Below are 17332 nucleotides of genomic sequence, written 5' to 3'. Positions count from 1 at the left end.
GGGAGTTGCGCGAAAAGGGTCAAGCAGTATTTACGCTTAACATCTTATTTGGTTACACAGTGAGCAGCAGCCCCGACGGCAGGCGCCGGGGCTGCTTTTTAACGCTGAGAATCCAGCGTTTCGTTATGCTTCACCACATCCTGCGCCTTGCTGTAACTTTCAATTAGCAGTTGATACGCAGGGAAGACATGGGTATACACCTCAGCCCATTCCGCCGCATCCTCACGGTTCCAGGTCCCCTGAAGCTCAGATGCCACTGCCGCCGTGTCCATCGGCACAACGCCCGCCTGGACGACACGGGCAAGGGTGATCTCCTGGGCCATTTTGCTGTAGGTTCCGGAGGCATCGATCACCGCAAACACTTTATAACCTTCGGCTACGGCGCTGATAGCCGGAAATGCCATGCAAACGCTGGTAATGGTGCCTGCGATAATCAGCGTTTTCCGACCCGTCGCTTTGACAGCATCGACGAACCCGGCGTTATCCCAGGCATTAATTTCCCCTTTACGCGCGACATACCTGGCGTGCGGCGCGTTAGCGTGAATTTCCGGGATCAGCGGCCCGTTCGGCCCCTGCGGAACAGAGGCCGTGGTGATCACCGGCATCTTCGCGAGAGTCGCCATTTTCGCTAACGCCGCCGCGCGGGCGCGCAGTTCCGGCATGGGCATATCACCGACCGTCTGAAACAGGCCACTCTGGTGATCGATTAGCAACATAACCGCATCGTTCACATCAATAACCGGGCGTGCGCCATTAAAATTTGCTGGACTGGACATCATCTTCTCCTTCAATTCAGATTTGGCCGAAGTGGCCAGTGTTAAAATCGCGAACGGCTTGCGCGATTTCCTGTTTAGTGTTCATTACAAAGGGACCGTAACCGACGATCGGCTCATTTAACGGCTCTCCTGACAGCAGAAGGACGCTGGCATCGCTGTTGGCTTCCAGGTGCAGCGTTTCGCCTGTCTGACTGAGCACCACCAGCTGCGCTTCACCGACTGTGGTCGTGCCATTCACCGTGATCGTGCCTTTCAGAACGACCAGCGCAGTACTCCAGCCATCCGGCTGCGTCAGCGTGACCGGATGCGCCTGCTTAAGTCGCATATCCCACACGTTGAGGGGTGAAAACGTATGCGCAGGCCCTGTAAATTGCCGGTATTCGCCGGCAATCACCCGTAACGTACCGGCGTCATCGGGTAATCCGGCGACGGGAATCTGTTCACGGGTGATGCTCTGATAGCCCGGCGCCGCCATTTTGTCTTTGGCAGGAAGATTCACCCATAGCTGGACCATCTCCAGTTCACCGCCTTTACGGGTAAAGGCATCTGAGTGAAACTCTTCATGCAGGATACCCGCGCCGGCTGTCATCCACTGTACGTCGCCGGGACCGATAATGCCGCCGCGTCCGGTAGAGTCCCGGTGCTCAACTTCGCCGTTGTAGACGACAGTGACGGTTTCGAACCCCCGGTGGGGATGCTCGCCCACGCCACGTTTTTCAGTACCGGGCGTAAAGGTGTGCGGACCGGCATAATCCAGCAGCAGGAACGGGCTTAACTGCTGCGCATGACTTTGGTAAGAAAACAGCGAGCGAACCGGAAATCCATTGCCAACCCAGTGCGGGCGAGGCGCGGTATAGACGCCTGTCACCTGTTTCATCGTAGTCTCCTCATTGGCGTTGTCTTGATGTCAATAAGCTTATATTTAAGACAACGAGCGGAGTAGTCGCTAAAATGGTCTTCATCGTTCTATAAATGAGACAATAAGAATGAAGCCGGATCTCAATGATTTTGCGTGGTTTGTGCATGTGGTCGAGCAGGGCGGATTTGCCGCCGCGGGGCGTGTACTGGATGAACCAAAGTCCAAACTCAGTCGCCGGATTGCGCAACTGGAAGAGCAACTGGGGGTGCGGCTTATTCAACGAACGACACGGCAGTTTAACGTCACCGAAGTCGGACAGACGTTTTATGAGCATTGCAAAGCGATGCTGATAGAAGCGCAGGCGGCGCAGGAGGCCATCGCCGCATTGCAGGTGGAACCACGCGGAGTGGTCAGGTTGACCTGTCCGGTTACGCTGTTGCATGCCCATGTAGGTCCCATGCTGGCAAAGTTTATGGCCCGCTACCCCGAGGTGACGCTGCAACTGGAAGCGACCAATCGACGCGTCGATTTGGTTGCTGAAGGCGTGGATGTTGCGATCCGTGTGCGGCCGCGACCGTTTGAGGACAGCGATCTGGTGATGCGGGTGCTGGCCGATCGGGCGCATCGCATCTTTGCCAGTCCAGCGCTGACGGCGAGGATGGGCGTTCCTGTCTCTCCGGCTGAATTAACCCGCTGGCCAGGACTGAGTCTTTCCGCTGGAAAACATATTCATCGTTGGGAACTCTATGGCCCACAAGGCGCCAGGGCGGAGGTTCATTTTACGCCACGCTTAATTACCACCGACATGCTGGCACTACGCGAAGCGGCGGTAACAGGCGTCGGCGCCGTGCAACTGCCCATGCTGATGGTAAAAGAACAGCTTGCTGCCGGAGAGCTTATTCCTTTACTGGAAGGGTGGGAACCGAGAAGGGAAGTGATTCACGCCGTTTTCCCGTCGCGGCGTGGCCTGCTGCCGTCCGTTCGGGCACTGGTGGATTTCTTAACAGATGAATATGCGCAGATGACGGAAGAATGAAAATCAGCGTAGACAAAAAAGGCCGGATAAACCGACCTTTTCTCATCTGTACGCCATGGAGGCGTGAAAACAATCAGCGACTACGGAAGACAATGCGGCCTTTGCTCAGGTCGTACGGGGTCAGCTCAACAGTCACTTTGTCGCCCGTCAGGATGCGGATGTAGTTTTTACGCATTTTACCGGAGATGTGTGCAGTAACCACGTGACCGTTTTCTAACTCTACGCGGAACATGGTGTTAGGTAACGTTTCGAGAACGGTACCCTGCATTTCAATATTGTCTTCTTTGGCCATCTAATCCTCTGGGGTATCACTACCGTAATTTGAACCGGCAAGATAATGCCGAAGTTCTTTAAATAAGTAAAGATTTGTACGTTTAAAACGCTGCAAACGAGATTTGGCGCATTACTCCGGATTGCTTCTGAAACACACGACAAAGTCGCACGTGAAGCGCAACGTATAAGGGAGCGATGAGATAAACGATGGGCGTTACCTGACGCGAATGGATCCTTAACGGCAGCGGGGTAATGGGCTAAACCTTCTCTGCGCGGCAATTATAACACCCTGATAAAAAATGTGCCGAAAACATTCACGTCTGAGGCAAAAATAACGTCCGCGGCACCCAGAAATGGCTGGGTAAACGTAACTGACGTAAGGTGTCGAGATGATGCAAATATGTTCTGCGCGGGATTTCAACGGCGCCCAGCGATTGGGTGTGATCGTTCAGCACCTGGCAGTCGAGCAGTTTGCCGCCTTCCCGGATAAATTCTGCGCAAAATACCAGCAGCGCGGTTTTCGACGCGTTTTCCCGGCGACTGAACATTGACTCGCCGCAAAATAACGCCCCTTGCGAAACGCCGTACATGCCGCCGACAAGCTCATCGTCGCGCCAGACCTCAACGGAGTGGGCGTGTCCTAATTCATGCAGGCGCTGATACGCTTCGACAACGGCTGGCGTGATCCAGGTGCCTTCGTCACGATCGTTCGCGCAGCCTTCGATCACCTGACCAAAGGCATAGTTCAGCGTAACACGATAAGGTGAGCGTTTATGAAAGCGTTTCATGCTGCGGCTGAGATGAAACGTTTCCGGCCAAAGCACCGCGCGCGGATCGGGGGACCACCACAGGATCGGGTCGCCCGGAGAAAACCACGGAAAAATACCGCGCTGGTAGGCCATCAGCAGACGTGCCGGGCTGAGATCGCCGCCAAGCGCCAGCAGACCGTTTGGCTCACGTAGAGCGCCTTCCGGCGAAGGGAAGGCTATTGAGTGACGAGATAGCTGAACCAGCCGCATGACAGCAGAACTCCACTACGCATAAGATCGTTAAATAATAGCTTACAGACCTTGCTTGAACTGGTAATAACGACCCTGCATGGCTAACAGATCTGCGTGATTACCTTGCTCAATAATTTGCCCATTGTCCATGACTATTATCCGATCGCATCGCGCCAGCCCGCGCAGGCGATGGGTCACCATCAGCACCGTTTTTTCACGCATTACTTCAGCCAGTAATTCCAGCATCTGGCTTTCGGTGGTCGCATCCAGCCCTTCGGTTGGTTCATCCAGCAGCATTAACGGCGCGTCATGCAGCAGCGCTCTGGCGATGGCGAGACGGCGAAGTTCGCCGCCGGACAACTGGCGACCGCCTTCTCCTAACCAACTGTTAAGGCCAGCATCCTCAAGCAGTTTTTCCAGACCCACGCGACGCAGCGTATCTGCAAGCGAGTCATCGCTGGCATCAGGCGCCGCCAGCAGCAGATTGTCGCGCAGGGTGGCGCTAAACAGATGTACGCGCTGCGGCACGACGCTCATGGTTTTGCGGAGCGTCGCTTCACTGAACGCAGAAAGGGGGAGATCGTTAATCAAAATCTCGCCCTGTTGCGGATCCCAGGCGCGGGTCAGCAGTTGCAGCAATGTGGATTTACCGCATCCGGTACGGCCCAGAATGGCGATATACTCGCCGGGTTTGACCGTAAGAGACAAGGAATCCAGCGCGTTTTGCGCCTGCTCCGGGTAGCGGAATGACACATCACGCAGGGTCAACGCCACCCGCGCGGGGACGCTAAAGTCACTTGCCGGGAAGGTCACTTCCGGCTTTTGCTCCGTCAGCTCGGTAATGCGCAATGCGGAAGCGATCACCTGCCCCAGATGCTGAAAAGCACCGGTCACGGGCGCTAAGGCTTCAAAGGCCGCCAGCGCACAGAAGACAAACAGGGCGATCAGCGCGCCAGGTTGTGCATTTCCGCCTACGCCGCCGGAGGCCATCCACAGCATCAGCAGGATAGCCAGCGCGCTAATCAGCAACATTAGCGCCTGAGAAAGCGCCGTCAGCTCTGACTGGCGACGCTGCGCTTCGTGCCACTGCAATTCCGTGGCTTCCATCTGCGCGCGATAACGTTCGCTTGCGCCGAAAAGGGTTAGCTCGGCCTGACCCTGTAACCACGCGGTGAGTTGCTGGCGATACTGACCGCGCAGATGCGTGAGATGATGTCCGGTCGCTTTACCCGCGCGATAAAAAGCGGGCGGCATGATAAACAGCGTCAGCAGCATAATGCCGCCAAGGGTGAAGGCGAGGGTAACATCCAGTACGCTCAGGCCGAGCGTGACCACCATGATTACCACGAACGCGCCCACCAGCGGCGAAATAACCCGCAGGTATAGGTGATCCAGCGTATCCACATCCGCCACCACCCGGTTCAACAGTTCGCCCTGACGATAACGCGCCAGCCCGGCAGGGGAGAGAGGAAGCAGCTTGCTAAACGTGTAAATACGCAGATGCTGCAATACGCGGAAGGTGGCGTCGTGGCTGACCAGACGCTCGAAATAGCGCCCGGCGGTACGGGTAATCGCCGCACCGCGAACGCCTGCCGCAGGCAACATGTAGTTAAAGCTGTAAATACCGGCAAAGCCCGCCAGCGCGGAGGCGGAAAGGAACCAGCCGGAGAGCGTCAACAGGCCAATGCTGGCGAGCAGCGTGAGGATGGCAAGGGCAATCCCCAGCGTTAACATCCATTTGTGACGTTTATACAGCGTCAGATAAGGCAGCAACGCGCGCATTTAAATCTCCTCCTGACGATGGGCTAACAGTGTCGCAAACGCGCCCTGCGCTGCGCTGAGCTCGGCCCAGGAACCCTGTTCGACAATCTGTCCGTCCTGCATCACCAGTATGGTGTCCCAGTCGGCAAGATCTTCAAGCTGATGGGTAACCATCAGCGTTGTCTGGCGTTTGGACGCCTCTTTCAGCGCCTGCATGACCCGCTGTTCACTGTGCGCATCCAGACTGGCGGCCGGTTCGTCGAGGAGCAGTAATTGACACGGGTTGAGCAGGGCGCGAGCCACGGCCACACGTTGTGCCTGGCCGACGGACAAACGACCAGCCTGATCGCCCACCGGCGTGTCGATTCCCTGCGGCAGCAGCGGCAGGAACTCACTTACCCACGCGCTGTCGAGCGCGGCGCGCAGCTCCTGCTCGCTGGCCGCCGGGCGCGCCAGAAGCACGTTTTCACGCAGCGTTGCGGCAGGCAGTTGGGGATTTTGTCCCACCCAGGAGATCTGCCGGCGCCAGGATTCCGGGACCAAATCACGCAGCTCTACGCCATTGACGCGTAGCGATCCTTGATACGGCAGGAACCCCGACAGCGCATTCAGCAGCGAACTTTTGCCAGAGCCGCTGCGCCCCACCAGCACTGCGCGCTGCCCGGCAACGAGGGTAAAGTTCAGCGGTCCTGCCAGCGGCTTGCCTTCCGGGGAGGTAATGATGAGATTTTCGGCGGTAATTGAAACGGGCTCTTTCGTGGAAAGCTCAACCTCGCCACGCTCCGGATGAGCAAGGGGTGTTTCCATAAACGTTTTCAGGCTGTCAGCCGCGCCGACCGCCTGCGCTTTGGCATGGTAAAACGTACCGAGGTCGCGCAGCGGCTGGAAAAACTCGGGGGCAAGAATCAGCGCGAGGAAACCCGCCGTCAGCGTCACGCCCGCGCCGTAGTGCCCGAAGTCCAGCTCGCCCAGGTAAGAGAAGCCAAAGTAAACCGCGACCAGCGCAATTGAGAGCGAGGTAAAGAATTCCAGTACGCCGGAAGATAAGAAGGCCAGACGGAGCACCTCCATGGTGCGCTGGCGAAAGTCCTGTGACGCCGCGCGAATGCTGTCTGTTTCTGCTTCGCCGCGTCCAAAAATACGCAGGGTTTCCATGCCGCGTAGCCGATCGAGGAAATGGCCGCTCAGACGCGCCAGCGCCAGAAAATTGCGTCGGTTCGCATCGGCTGCGCCCATGCCGACCATCGCCATAAACAGCGGAATCAGTGGGGCGGTTCCCAGAAGAATAAGCGCAGCAACCCAGTTAGAGGGGAAGATGGTCGCCACAATCAGCAACGGTACGCACACTGCCAGTGCCATTTGTGGCAGGTAGCGGGCGTAGTAATCATGCATGTCGTCAATTTGTTCCAGCACCAGCGTGGCCCAACTGCCCGCAGGCTTTCCCTGGATCCATGCCGGACCGGCCTGTTGCAGACGATCCAGCACCTGACGACGGATCTCGAAGCGAATATGTTGTCCCGCGTGGAACCCGACCCGTTCCCGTAGCCATACGACCCACGCGCGTAGCACGAACACCAGAACCAGGATAACAAAAGGCATCAGAAGCGCCTCGCGGGGGATATTTTCCATGATCATGTGATGTAAAATGCGGGCCATGATCCAGGCCTGGGCGACGATCAACACGCCGCTCACGAATCCCAGCAGACGGGAAATCATCAACCAGCGTTGGGAAATGACGCTTTGCTGTTTTAACCAGCGAGTTAGCTCTTTTTGACGGGTTTTATTCATTGCGCGCTTTGCAGGTGAGTTGTCAGTATTTTTCGGCAGGGCAATGTTACAACGCGGCAAAAATAAAGGCGACTTATAGTCGCCTTATTTACTTTTGTTACTGATTTGTAAAACTTATTTGCACGCGTCGGCTAAACCGTCGAGATAGCGTTCGGCATCCAGCGCAGCCATACAGCCAGTACCCGCCGAGGTGATCGCCTGACGATAAATGTGATCCATTACGTCGCCTGCCGCGAAAACACCCGGGACGCTGGTCTGCGTCGCGTTGCCGTGAATACCGGACTGCACTTTAATGTAACCATTTTCAAGTTCCAGTTGCCCCTCGAAAATCGCCGTGTTCGGGCTATGGCCGATCGCGACAAACAGACCCGCCACGTCCAGGGTTTCAATGTTGTCGGCATTCTGCGTGTCGCGCAGACGCAGCCCTGTTACGCCCATCTGGTCGCCGGTTACCTCTTCCAGAGTACGGTGGGTATGCAGCACGATATTGCCGTTTTCCACTTTATCCATCAGACGCTTGATCAGGATTTTTTCCGCACGGAAGCTGTCGCGACGGTGAATCAGGTGTACCTCAGCGGCGATGTTTGCCAGATACAGCGCCTCTTCAACGGCAGTATTGCCGCCACCGATAACCGCCACTTTCTGGTTGCGGTAGAAAAAACCGTCACAGGTGGCGCAAGCGGACACACCGCGGCCTTTGAACGCCTCTTCAGAAGGCAGACCGAGATAACGCGCGGACGCGCCGGTCGCTATAATCAGCGCATCGCAGGTGTATTCCGCACTGTCGCCCGTCAGACGAAAAGGACGATTTTGCAGATCCACCTTATTGATGTGATCGAAAATAATTTCGGTGTCGAATTTGGTTGCATGTTCATGCATGCGTTCCATCAGCAGCGGCCCGGTCAGATCGTTAGGATCGCCCGGCCAGTTCTCCACTTCCGTCGTGGTGGTCAGTTGACCGCCTTTTTCCATGCCGGTGATTAACACCGGCTGCAGGTTTGCGCGCGCGGCGTAGACCGCAGCGGTATATCCCGCCGGGCCGGAACCCAGGATAAGCAGTTTACTGTGTTTGGTCGTGCCCATGAGATCCCCATAGTTGTTGGCAGGCAATGGGCAGGATTGTAGGGAATTTACCGGCGTAAAAAAAGAGTGCAGCGATTTTGTTAACAATTTGTGTAATAGGGACGGACAATCGGTGCGCCATTTTGCCGCAAGGGTATAACCAAATCTACTTAAAAGTGGTCTGTTATAAGGTGATAAAATGACGAATTGTCACCACTCGCAATGAATAACTGGCATGTTGTACTAAAAATCGATGTTTTACTTTGACAATCCCCTGCTGTTTTGCGAAAACATTCGAGGAAGAAAAAAACAGTGTTATGTGTGTGCTGCATAATCATGCATGTAAATACCATGTTTACCGGGCTAGCGAAATCTACGCATGGCGTGGACAGACGCCATTCGTGATGTCGATAGCTGCCTTCAGGCAACGGTCTTCTCACCACGGACGCAGGCTTGCGCGCCGCTAATCCCTCTGGGTTCGGTCTGTGGTGATGGGCATCGACTCTGAACATGATGTTTATAGAGTCAGGCAGGAGTAGGGAAGGAATACAGAGAGACAATAATAATGGTAGATAGCAAGAAGCGCCCTGGCAAAGATCTCGACCGTATCGATCGTAACATTCTTAATGAGCTGCAAAAGGATGGGCGTATTTCCAACGTCGAGCTTTCTAAACGAGTGGGTCTTTCCCCGACGCCGTGTCTTGAGCGTGTGCGTCGTCTGGAAAGACAGGGTTTCATTCAGGGCTATACGGCACTGTTAAACCCACATTATCTGGATGCATCACTTCTGGTATTTGTTGAGATTACTCTGAATCGTGGCGCGCCGGATGTGTTTGAACAATTTAACGCCGCTGTACAAAAACTTGAAGAGATTCAAGAGTGTCATTTGGTTTCAGGTGATTTCGACTACTTGTTGAAAACGCGTGTACCGGATATGTCAGCCTACCGTAAGCTGCTGGGTGAAACCCTGCTGCGACTGCCTGGCGTAAATGACACGCGTACCTATGTGGTGATGGAAGAAGTCAAACAGAGTAATCGTCTGGTTATTAAGACACGCTAATACGGAACAGGTGCAAAATCGGCGTATTTTGATTACACTCCTGTTAATCCATACAGCAACAGTGCCGGGGCAACCCGGTGCTGTTGTCCGTTTTAGCACCGGGCAGGAAAAGCCTGAAACCTGGAGAGCCTTTTTTGAGCCAGGAATACACTGAAGACAAAGAAGTCACATTGACAAAGTTAAGCAGCGGGCGCCGACTTCTGGAGGCGTTGCTCATCCTTATTGCGCTTTTTGCCGTCTGGCTGATGGCCGCCTTACTCAGCTTCAATCCTTCCGATCCCAGCTGGTCGCAAACGGCCTGGCATGAGCCTATCCACAATCTGGGGGGGATCCCCGGCGCGTGGCTGGCAGACACGTTATTCTTTATCTTCGGGGTCATGGCATACACCATCCCGGTGATCATTGTCGGCGGATGCTGGTTTGCCTGGCGGCACCAGGCCACCGATGACTATATCGACTATTTTGCCGTTTCGCTGCGACTGATCGGCGTTCTGGCGCTGATTCTGACCTCCTGCGGCCTCGCTGCAATTAATGCCGATGATATCTGGTATTTTGCTTCTGGCGGAGTGATCGGCAGCCTGCTGAGCACCACTCTGCAACCGTTGCTGCACAGTAGCGGCGGCACGATCGCGCTGCTGTGTATTTGGGCGGCGGGGTTAACGCTTTTTACCGGCTGGTCCTGGGTTACCATCGCTGAAAAAATCGGCGGCTGGCTGCTCAATATTCTGACTTTCGCCAGCAATCGCACCCGTCGTGACGATACCTGGGTGGAAGACGACTATGACGATGAAGACGAGTACGAAGACGAGGCCGAGGGTGTGCAGCGTGAATCCCGTCGCGCACGCATCCTGCGTGGCGCGCTGGCGCGGCGTAAACGTCTGGCGGAGAAATTTATCAATCCTCATGGTCGTCAGACCGATGCGGCGCTGTTCTCCGGTAAACGTATGGATGACGAAGATGACATTGCCTGGAGCGCTCGCGGCGTACCGGCGGATCCTGGCGATGTTCTGTTCTCGGGGCATCGGGCAACCCAGCCGGACTATGACGAATTCGATCCCCTGTTAAACGGTCACTCCGTCACTGAACCCGTCGCCGCTGCCGCTGCGGCAACCGCCGCGACGCAGACCTGGGCTGCGCCTGCTGACCCGGTGATGCAAACGCCGCAGGTGCCAGGCGCGGAACCTGTCCCGACCCCGCCGACCGTGGAATGGCAACCTGTTCCCGGCCCGCAGACGGGCGAACCGATGATTGCCCCTTCGCCGGACGGCTATCCGTCCCGGACGCCATCTCCTTCGCAAACAACGTCACATTACGCGCCGACGCAGCAGCCTGTACAACCTGATCCGTCGTATTACGCGCCACAGCAGGTTACAGCCCCTTACGTTGAACCTGCCGCGCCGCAACCGCAGTGGCAGGAGCCGGAGCTGACGCAACCGCCTGAGCCAGTACAACCCGTTGCGTATCCGCCGCCGGTTCAGCAACCTGAGCCGGACTACGCCCATCAACCCGTGACAGCGACGCAGCCGACTGCCGAACCTGAGCCCGTGGTTGAAGAGACAAAACCCGCTCGTCCGCCGCTGTACTATTTTGAAGAAGTTGAGGAAAAACGCGCCCGCGAGCGTGAGCAGTTAGCCGCATGGTATCAGCCGATACCGGAACCGGTGAAAGAGCCTCAGCCGGTAAAACCCGCGGTTTCTGCTGCTGTTCCACCAGTTGAATCGGCGGCGGTCGCGCCTGTCGCCGCTGGGGTTAAGGGTGCCACCCAGGCTGCCGGCGTATCCGCCGCCGCCGCGCCGGTATTTAGCCTGGCGAACGGCGGAGCGCCGCGTCCGCAGGTGAAAGAAGGTATTGGTCCCCAGTTGCCGCGTCCAAATCGTGTGCGTGTCCCGACGCGTCGTGAGCTGGCGTCGTATGGCATCAAGCTTCCTTCCCAGCGTATGGCCGAAGAGAGGGCGCGCGAAGCGGAGCTTCATGACGAGCACTATAGCGACGACGAAATTGACGCCATGCAGCAAGACGAACTGGCGCGTCAGTTCGCCCAGTCGCAGCAGAGCCGTTATGGCGAGACGTATCAGCACGATTCACAGCAGGCAGAAGATGATGATGCCGCGGCAGAAGCTGAGCTGGCCCGTCAGTTTGCTTCCTCGCAGCAACAGCGTTATTCCGGTGAACAGCCTGTCGGAGCGAACCCTTTCTCTCTGGACGATTTTGCCTTTTCGCCAATGAAAGCGCTGGTGGATGAAAGGCCGCATGAACCGTTGTTTACACCGGGCGTGATGCCTGAACCGGCGCAACCGCAACAGCCAGTCGCGCCGCAGCAGCATTATCAACAACCGCAACAGCCAGTCGCGCCGCAGCAGCACTATCAGCAACCGCAGCAGCCGGTCGCGCCGCAGCAGCACTATCAGCAGCCGCAACAGCCGGTCGCGCCGCAGCAGCACTATCAGCAGCCGCAACAGCCGGTCGCGCCGCAGCAGCATTATCAGCAACCGCAACAGCCGGTCGCGCAACAACCTCAGGAAAGCCTGATCCATCCGTTGTTGATGCGTAACGGTGACAGCCGTCCGTTGCAAAAACCGACTACGCCGCTGCCGTCGTTGGATCTGCTGACGCCGCCGCCGAGCGAAGTAGAACCTGTCGACACGTTTGCGCTGGAACAGATGGCGCGTCTGGTCGAAGCACGCCTGGCAGACTTCCGTATTAAAGCGGACGTGGTGAACTATTCACCTGGCCCGGTGATCACGCGTTTTGAGTTGAACCTGGCGCCGGGTGTTAAAGCCGCGCGTATTTCTAACCTCTCCCGCGACCTGGCGCGTTCGCTCTCGACCGTCGCGGTGCGCGTGGTCGAAGTGATTCCGGGCAAACCCTATGTGGGCCTGGAGCTGCCGAACAAGAAACGTCAGACCGTTTATTTGCGTGAGGTTCTGGATAACGCCAAATTCCGCGAAAATCCGTCACCGCTTACCGTGGTGTTGGGTAAAGACATTGCCGGCGATCCGGTGGTGGCCGATCTGGCGAAAATGCCGCATCTTCTGGTAGCAGGGACTACCGGGTCCGGTAAATCCGTTGGCGTTAACGCCATGATCCTGAGCATGTTGTACAAAGCGCAGCCGGAAGACGTGCGCTTTATCATGATCGACCCGAAAATGCTCGAACTGTCGGTATATGAAGGGATCCCGCATCTGCTGACGGAAGTGGTGACCGATATGAAAGACGCCGCCAATGCGTTGCGCTGGAGCGTGAACGAGATGGAGCGTCGTTATAAACTGATGTCCGCGCTTGGCGTGCGTAACCTGGCCGGCTACAACGAGAAAATCGCTGAGGCGGCGCGGATGGGGCGTCCGATTCCGGATCCATACTGGAAGCCGGGCGACAGTATGGACGCTCAGCACCCGGTACTGGAAAAACTGCCGTACATTGTCGTGCTGGTCGATGAGTTCGCCGACCTGATGATGACCGTTGGTAAGAAAGTCGAGGAACTGATTGCCCGCCTGGCGCAAAAAGCGCGTGCGGCGGGGATTCACCTGGTGCTGGCGACGCAGCGTCCGTCCGTTGACGTGATTACCGGTCTGATCAAAGCCAACATCCCGACCCGTATCGCCTTTACGGTTTCCAGTAAAATTGATTCGCGCACCATTCTCGATCAGGGCGGCGCCGAATCTTTACTGGGAATGGGGGATATGCTTTATTCCGGGCCTAACTCCACCATGCCGGTACGCGTTCACGGCGCCTTTGTTCGTGACCAGGAAGTGCATGCCGTGGTCCAGGACTGGAAAGCGCGCGGTCGTCCACAATATGTCGAGGGTATTACGTCCGACAGCGAAAGCGAAGGCGGCGGCGGTGGCTTTGACGGCGGCGAAGAGCTGGATCCGTTATTCGATCAGGCGGTCAACTTTGTGACTGAAAAACGCAAGGCTTCTATCTCAGGGGTACAGCGCCAGTTCCGTATCGGTTACAACCGTGCGGCGAGAATTATCGAACAGATGGAGGCGCAGGGGATCGTCAGCGAGCAGGGCCATAATGGTAACCGTGAAGTGCTGGCGCCGCCGCCCTTTGAGTAACTCTGTTGGCCGGATAAGTCACAAGAGGCTATCCGGCCAATAACCACGAATTCAGTTTAATCTTCTTTCCTCACGCTGAATTTTGGCCTGGAATGGATAGCAGAAGGAACTCCCGGTCGGGAGTGACGTATTTTGAGGAATAACAATGAAAAAAATTGCCATCACCTGTGCTTTGCTTTCAGGGTTCGTTGTCAGTAGCGTTTGGGCAGATGCCGCGAGCGATCTGAAAAGCCGTCTGGATAAAGTGAGCAGCTTCCATGCCAGCTTCACGCAAAAAGTGACAGATGGCAGCGGCACCGCCGTTCAGGAAGGCCAGGGCGATCTGTGGGTAAAGCGTCCCAATCTGTTTAACTGGCATATGACGCAGCCTGACGAAAGTATTCTGGTGTCCGACGGTAAAACCCTGTGGTTTTACAACCCGTTCGTTGAGCAGGCTACCGCCACCTGGCTGAAAGACGCGACCGGCAATACGCCATTTATGCTCATTGCCCGCAACCAGTCCAGCGACTGGCAGCAGTATAATATCAAGCAAAATGGCGATGATTTTGTGCTGACGCCGAAAGCCAGCAACGGAAACCTGAAGCAGTTCACCATCAATGTGGGACGTGACGGGACGATTCATCAGTTCAGCGCCGTGGAACAGGACGACCAGCGCAGCAGTTACCAGCTGAAATCTCAGCAGAACGGCGCGGTCGACGCATCGAAATTTACCTTTACCCCACCGCAAGGCGTAACGGTAGACGACCAACGTAAGTAGAGGCATGAGTGAGCAATCTGTCGCTCGATTTTTCAGATAATACTTTTCAGCCACTGGCCGCGCGGATGCGGCCAGAAAATTTAGCGCAGTATATCGGCCAGCAGCATCTGCTGGCCGCAGGCAAGCCCTTGCCCCGCGCTATTGAAGCCGGGCATCTGCATTCCATGATCCTGTGGGGGCCGCCCGGGACCGGGAAAACCACTCTTGCCGAAGTGATTGCCCGTTACGCCGACGCTGACGTTGAGCGGATATCCGCCGTTACGTCCGGCGTCAAAGAGATCCGCGAAGCCATTGAACGCGCGCGGCAAAATCGAAATGCCGGGCGTCGTACAATCCTGTTTGTCGACGAAGTTCATCGCTTCAACAAAAGCCAACAGGACGCCTTTTTGCCGCATATTGAAGACGGCACTATTACCTTTATCGGCGCGACAACGGAAAACCCGTCTTTTGAGTTGAATTCCGCATTGCTTTCCCGTGCGCGTGTCTATCTGCTGAAATCGTTGACGACCGGAGACATCGAACAGGTTCTCACTCAGGCGATGGAGGATAAAGCCCGTGGCTACGGGGGACAGGATATCGTGCTGCCGGATGAAACGCGTCGGGCGATTGCTGAACTGGTCAACGGTGATGCCCGTCGGGCGTTGAATACGCTGGAAATGATGGCTGATATGGCGGAAGTCGACGACAGCGGTAAACGCGTTCTCCTTCCTGCATTGCTGACCGAGATTGCCGGAGAGCGCAGCGCCCGTTTTGACAATAAGGGCGATCGTTTTTACGATTTGATTTCCGCGCTGCATAAGTCGGTGCGCGGCAGCGCGCCGGATGCGGCGCTCTACTGGTATGCGCGTATCATCACCGCGGGCGGCGATCCGTTGTATGTTGCGCGCCGCTGCCTGGCTATCGCCTCAGAAGATGTCGGCAATGCCGATCCGCGTGCGATGCAGGTCGCGATTTCCGCATGGGACTGCTTTACTCGCGTTGGTCCAGCAGAAGGCGAGCGCGCCATTGCGCAGGCGATTGTGTATCTTGCCTGCGCGCCGAAAAGTAATGCGGTCTATACCGCCTTCAAAGCGGCCATGTCGGATGCCAGAGAACGTCCGGACTACGATGTGCCTGTCCATCTGCGCAATGCGCCGACGAAGCTGATGAAGGAGATGGGCTACGGACAGGAATACCGTTATGCCCACGATGAGCCGAATGCCTACGCCGCGGGCGAAGAATATTTTCCTCAGGAAATGGCACAAACGCGTTATTATCATCCCACCAACAGAGGTCTTGAGGGCAAGATTGGCGAAAAGCTCGCCTGGCTCGCCGGACAGGATCAAAATAGCCCTATAAAACGCTACCGTTAGTGCAGGCGTTGCGGTAATGTTGGCACTGTATCCCTGTGACTGCAGGCTGTGGTCACATTTCCTCTTTTAATTCGATAAGCACAGGATAAGCATGCTCGATCCCAATCTGCTGCGTAATGAGCCAGACGCAGTCGCTGAAAAACTGGCACGCCGGGGCTTTAAGCTGGATGTAGATAAGCTGCGCGCTCTTGAAGAGCGTCGTAAAGTTTTGCAGGTCAATACGGAAAACCTGCAGGCAGAGCGTAACTCTCGATCGAAATCCATCGGCCAGGCAAAAGCGCGCGGGGAAGATATCGAGCCTTTACGTCTGGAAGTGAACAAGCTTGGTGAAGAGCTGGACGCAGCGAAAGCCGAACTGGACGTTCTGCAGGCTGAGATCCGTGACATCGCGCTGAACATTCCAAACCTGCCTGCTGACGAAGTGCCGGTGGGGAAAGATGAAAACGACAACGTTGAAGTCAGCCGCTGGGGTACCCCGCGCGAGTTTGATTTCGACGTGCGCGATCACGTCACGTTGGGTGAAATGCATACCGGTCTTGATTTTGCCGCTGCCGTGAAGCTGACGGGTTCGCGTTTTGTGGTCATGAAAGGGCAGATTGCCCGTATGCACCGTGCGCTTTCTCAGTTCATGCTTGATCTGCACACTGAACAGCATGGTTATAGCGAAAATTACGTTCCGTATCTGGTTAACCACGACACGCTGTATGGTACCGGACAGTTGCCGAAGTTTGCCGGCGATCTGTTCCATACCCGTCCGCTGGAAGAAGAAGCGGACAGCAGCAACTATGCGCTGATCCCAACGGCGGAAGTGCCGCTGACCAACCTGGTGCGTGATGAAATCATCGACGAAGATCAACTGCCGATCAAAATGACCGCGCACACGCCGTGCTTCCGTTCCGAAGCCGGTTCATATGGTCGCGATACCCGTGGTCTGATCCGTATGCACCAGTTCGACAAAGTAGAAATGGTGCAGATCGTCCGTCCGGAAGATTCCATGGCGGCGCTGGAAGAGATGACCGGCCACGCCGAAAAAGTGCTGCAGTTGCTGGGTCTGCCGTATCGTAAGATTATCCTTTGCACGGGGGATATGGGTTTTGGCGCCTGCAAAACTTACGATTTGGAAGTGTGGATCCCGGCGCAGAATACCTATCGCGAAATCTCTTCCTGCTCGAACGTCTGGGACTTCCAGGCACGCCGTATGCAGGCACGCTGCCGCAGTAAGTCCGACAAAAAGACCCGTCTGGTACATACCCTGAACGGCTCTGGTCTGGCGGTAGGACGTACGCTGGTTGCGGTGATGGAAAACTATCAGCAGGCTGATGGCCGCATTCAGGTGCCGGAAGTACTGCGTCCATATATGAACGGACTGGAATATATTGGCTGATAGTTACGCCATCCTTCCCTAAAAAAGCGCCTGATGGCGCTTTTTTTGTGCCTGTTTGACACCGGACAATAATTCATACTCCCTACGGAGTAATACTACCTTCGAATGAAATTCAGCATTTTTCGCTGTCATCCTACTATTTCGTTGTATATGTAACTATAT

At 56.0% G+C, this 17332-nt stretch carries 13 protein-coding genes; 6 read left to right on the top strand and 7 right to left on the bottom strand.

The genetic code is table 11. The annotated features are described in order from the left end of the window. Window positions 1-98: 98 nt before the first annotated feature. Window positions 99-776 carry an isochorismatase family protein gene (locus tag JY391_RS13820; RefSeq protein ID WP_042288194.1) on the bottom strand — a complete coding sequence of 226 codons (678 nt, stop codon included), beginning with the start codon at window positions 774-776 and terminating at the stop codon, window positions 99-101. 16 nt (window positions 777-792) lie between these two features. Beyond that, window positions 793-1653, bottom strand: coding sequence for a pirin family protein (locus tag JY391_RS13815; RefSeq protein ID WP_042288191.1), 861 nt, complete (start codon window positions 1651-1653; stop codon window positions 793-795). 109 nt (window positions 1654-1762) lie between these two features. On the opposite strand from JY391_RS13815, the gene JY391_RS13810 reads away from it, so the two are divergent. Continuing rightward, entirely contained in the window at window positions 1763-2671 is a 909-nt protein-coding gene (locus JY391_RS13810; RefSeq protein ID WP_211934473.1) for a LysR family transcriptional regulator, read from the top strand. A gap of 73 nt (window positions 2672-2744) precedes the next feature. Here the strand turns inward: JY391_RS13810 and infA are convergent, their stop codons facing one another. From infA to trxB, 5 genes are all read right to left on the bottom strand, one after another. Beyond that, the gene (gene infA / locus JY391_RS13805) at window positions 2745-2963 is read right to left on the bottom strand and encodes a translation initiation factor IF-1 (RefSeq protein ID WP_001040187.1); all 219 of its coding nucleotides are present in this window, start codon (window positions 2961-2963) and stop codon (window positions 2745-2747) included. 295 nt (window positions 2964-3258) lie between these two features. After that, a complete protein-coding gene (gene aat / locus JY391_RS13795; RefSeq protein WP_042288185.1) occupies window positions 3259-3963 on the bottom strand; it encodes a leucyl/phenylalanyl-tRNA--protein transferase in 705 nt (234 codons plus the stop codon). Window positions 3964-4005: 42 nt separating this feature from the next. After that, window positions 4006-5727, bottom strand: coding sequence for a heme ABC transporter ATP-binding protein/permease CydC (gene cydC / locus JY391_RS13790; RefSeq protein WP_211934472.1), 1722 nt, complete (start codon window positions 5725-5727; stop codon window positions 4006-4008). Next, window positions 5728-7494: a heme ABC transporter permease/ATP-binding protein CydD gene (gene cydD / locus JY391_RS13785; protein WP_211934471.1), complete on the bottom strand. Its 1767-nt coding sequence runs from the start codon at window positions 7492-7494 to the stop codon at window positions 5728-5730. It lies immediately after the preceding gene. 114 nt (window positions 7495-7608) lie between these two features. Then, window positions 7609-8577, bottom strand: a complete 969-nt coding sequence (gene trxB, locus JY391_RS13780) for a thioredoxin-disulfide reductase (protein ID WP_042288179.1) — start codon at window positions 8575-8577, stop codon at window positions 7609-7611. Between the two features lie 544 nt (window positions 8578-9121). Here trxB and lrp point away from each other — a divergent pair. The 5 genes from lrp (at window position 9122) to serS (ending at window position 17170) form a co-directional block, all read left to right on the top strand. Next, window positions 9122-9616 carry a leucine-responsive transcriptional regulator Lrp gene (gene lrp / locus JY391_RS13775; protein WP_000228469.1) on the top strand — a complete coding sequence of 165 codons (495 nt, stop codon included), beginning with the start codon at window positions 9122-9124 and terminating at the stop codon, window positions 9614-9616. A gap of 134 nt (window positions 9617-9750) precedes the next feature. Further along, the gene (ftsK, locus tag JY391_RS13770; RefSeq protein WP_211934470.1) at window positions 9751-13677 is read left to right on the top strand and encodes a DNA translocase FtsK; all 3927 of its coding nucleotides are present in this window, start codon (window positions 9751-9753) and stop codon (window positions 13675-13677) included. 145 nt (window positions 13678-13822) lie between these two features. Further along, entirely contained in the window at window positions 13823-14434 is a 612-nt protein-coding gene (gene lolA, locus JY391_RS13765; protein WP_042288173.1) for an outer membrane lipoprotein periplasmic chaperone LolA, read from the top strand. A gap of 8 nt (window positions 14435-14442) precedes the next feature. Further along, the gene (gene rarA / locus JY391_RS13760) at window positions 14443-15786 is read left to right on the top strand and encodes a replication-associated recombination protein RarA (protein WP_042288172.1); all 1344 of its coding nucleotides are present in this window, start codon (window positions 14443-14445) and stop codon (window positions 15784-15786) included. 91 nt (window positions 15787-15877) lie between these two features. Continuing rightward, complete coding sequence (gene serS, locus JY391_RS13755) at window positions 15878-17170, top strand: serine--tRNA ligase (RefSeq protein ID WP_042288170.1); 1293 nt, start codon at window positions 15878-15880, stop codon at window positions 17168-17170. Window positions 17171-17332 lie beyond the last annotated feature (162 nt).

It is taken from the genome of Citrobacter sedlakii (assembly GCF_018128425.1).
In the GTDB taxonomy this organism is placed as follows: Bacteria; Pseudomonadota; Gammaproteobacteria; order Enterobacterales; family Enterobacteriaceae; genus Citrobacter_A; species Citrobacter_A sedlakii.
The sequence above is the reverse complement of the archived record's forward strand: the minus strand, read 5'-3'. Positions and strand labels throughout refer to the sequence as shown.

Excerpts from the sequence above, each read along its gene's own strand:
- JY391_RS13820 (WP_042288194.1), bottom strand. The coding sequence starts at position 776 with ATGTCCAGTCCAGCAAATTTTAATGGCGCACGCCCGGTTATTGATGTG.
- JY391_RS13815 (WP_042288191.1), bottom strand. The coding sequence starts at position 1,653 with ATGAAACAGGTGACAGGCGTCTATACCGCGCCTCGCCCGCACTGGGTT.
- JY391_RS13810 (WP_211934473.1), top strand. The coding sequence starts at position 1,763 with ATGAAGCCGGATCTCAATGATTTTGCGTGGTTTGTGCATGTGGTCGAG.
- infA (WP_001040187.1), bottom strand. The coding sequence starts at position 2,963 with ATGGCCAAAGAAGACAATATTGAAATGCAGGGTACCGTTCTCGAAACG.
- aat (WP_042288185.1), bottom strand. The coding sequence starts at position 3,963 with ATGCGGCTGGTTCAGCTATCTCGTCACTCAATAGCCTTCCCTTCGCCG.
- cydC (WP_211934472.1), bottom strand. The coding sequence starts at position 5,727 with ATGCGCGCGTTGCTGCCTTATCTGACGCTGTATAAACGTCACAAATGG.
- cydD (WP_211934471.1), bottom strand. The coding sequence starts at position 7,494 with ATGAATAAAACCCGTCAAAAAGAGCTAACTCGCTGGTTAAAACAGCAA.
- trxB (WP_042288179.1), bottom strand. The coding sequence starts at position 8,577 with ATGGGCACGACCAAACACAGTAAACTGCTTATCCTGGGTTCCGGCCCG.
- lrp (WP_000228469.1), top strand. The coding sequence starts at position 9,122 with ATGGTAGATAGCAAGAAGCGCCCTGGCAAAGATCTCGACCGTATCGAT.
- lolA (WP_042288173.1), top strand. The coding sequence starts at position 13,823 with ATGAAAAAAATTGCCATCACCTGTGCTTTGCTTTCAGGGTTCGTTGTC.
- serS (WP_042288170.1), top strand. The coding sequence starts at position 15,878 with ATGCTCGATCCCAATCTGCTGCGTAATGAGCCAGACGCAGTCGCTGAA.